2 protein-coding genes are annotated in these 1,596 nt (G+C 45.9%); both read right to left on the minus strand.

Features of this window, described 5'->3' with window-relative positions:
• Positions 1-458 (minus strand): antitermination protein Q (locus AACQ83_RS24050; RefSeq protein WP_146748314.1); only part of this gene is annotated, 458 nt, incomplete at its 3' end.
• Positions 458-1,432, minus strand: a complete 975-nt coding sequence (locus tag AACQ83_RS24055; RefSeq protein WP_112886967.1) for a DUF7146 domain-containing protein — start codon at positions 1,430-1,432, stop codon at positions 458-460. The genes AACQ83_RS24050 and AACQ83_RS24055, both read right to left, overlap by 1 nt.
• Positions 1,433-1,596: the final 164 nt, after the last annotated feature.

The following is a 1,596-nucleotide window of genomic DNA, read 5'->3' on the forward strand; positions in this document are numbered from 1 at the left end:
CAAAGTTCATCTACACGCTCCGTTTCTACGCGTTGCTCTATCACATCCTTATACCCTGCATATTTAATCACATCACGCTGAACGGATATTAACCCGCGTCCATTGCAATGTGAGCATGTGCTGGTTGTGGCGGCTGATCGGGAATATTCTTCAAAAGCCATTTTTGCCAATATCACCAGGCATTTTCCTAACTGGCACCCACTCGCTTTGGTAATGAGTTTGGGTACCTGACGTCTGGCATACAAAGTCAACTGCTCAACGGTTCGAACAGTATCTTCATTGCTGACGCCGTGTTTACCCAGGAACGCCGCCATTCCAAAAGTGGCTTTAGATTCAGCCATGCCTAACGCCGCCATGATATCAGTACCCGTGATCCGGTCTGTTGACGTGCATTTAGACGAATGATTGATTGCCAGTCCTTTCGGGCTGAAATGTTTTAGTGCTGATTCGAGTTTCATTATTCCGCCCACTTCTTAAAAGACAGTTCACGCACTTCATCACCGTTAACAAGTACGTCATTGAAATCACCACGGTCGGGCCAGCGAATACTGACCGTTTCTAAATCATTTTTAGCAATGAGATTGCCCCTGGCACACTCAAACGCTGCGGCGTGTCCGGTCGCTGAATACAGGTCCATATCAGCGAAAATAATTAAGTGTTTAACCCCTCTCGGTACCCGGAATTTCCCCATAAATCCCGCATTCATAGTTGGCCAGGTGTTGCAACCGTATATCTGTTTGCATGAGAGTGCGGTTTCTATGCCTTCTGTGATCCCCAGCGTTGATGAAACGGGAAACATGCGGATAGCCACAGAGCCGGTGTGCTTTAAATAATCATCAGACTGTAGGGAATACGTTTTTTTGGCGATATCCATATTGGCTTTTTTATCACCCTCTAATAGCGTCCTGTGCAGGTAACAAAGCGCACCTTTATCATCCGTCGCCAGAGAATACATGGCCTGAAAAGCTTTCGTTCCTACAGGTTGATGATGACAATATCGGATCTGCTCCGCTGGCAGGCAATTAATCCCCCGGTTGCGTAAATAACTTTCGGCTGACGTTCCGCGCAAATTCACCAACGTGGCATACTTCCTAATCACCCTGTCACGAAATAATGACCGGTCATCTTTATTGATGGAGTCTTGAACGCTTTCGGGCTGATAGGCATACGTATTGCCAATAATTTCATCCACTTCTTTTGCGAGCGTTCCGAAGTCTTTTTTTTGCGTCAGTGAAAGTAATTTCCAGCCGTCACCGGTATTACAGACACAAATAAAAGTTCCTCGTCCATCTTGATCATCACAACGATACTTACCTTTCTGTCCGCAAATAGGACACTTGCCTTTGTAGTGCTTTTTCCCTGTGATGGGGGGCAAACCGTAATGCTCAAAAACTATCGACCATTTTCCGATAACGGCATCCGTTGTTTTCATAAACTACCTCCCTGCGTGGCTGAACTGAGTTGTTTTTTCTCCTGGCTTTTTGCATAAGCAATCAGTTTCCATTTGATGAAGTTGTTCACTTCTGGCGTGATCTCTACCGGGTGGTCGTTTAAGCCATTGGGGTACTCACTGAATTTGTCTCTAAAGGTATGGGC

This window comes from Photorhabdus sp. S10-54, from assembly GCF_963878145.1.
In the GTDB taxonomy this organism is placed as follows: Bacteria; Pseudomonadota; Gammaproteobacteria; order Enterobacterales; family Enterobacteriaceae; genus Photorhabdus; species Photorhabdus kayaii.

What these genes read in the sequence shown, in the direction of transcription:
- AACQ83_RS24055 (WP_112886967.1), bottom strand. Translation starts at nt 1,432, where the DNA reads ATGAAAACAACGGATGCCGTTATCGGAAAATGGTCGATAGTTTTTGAG.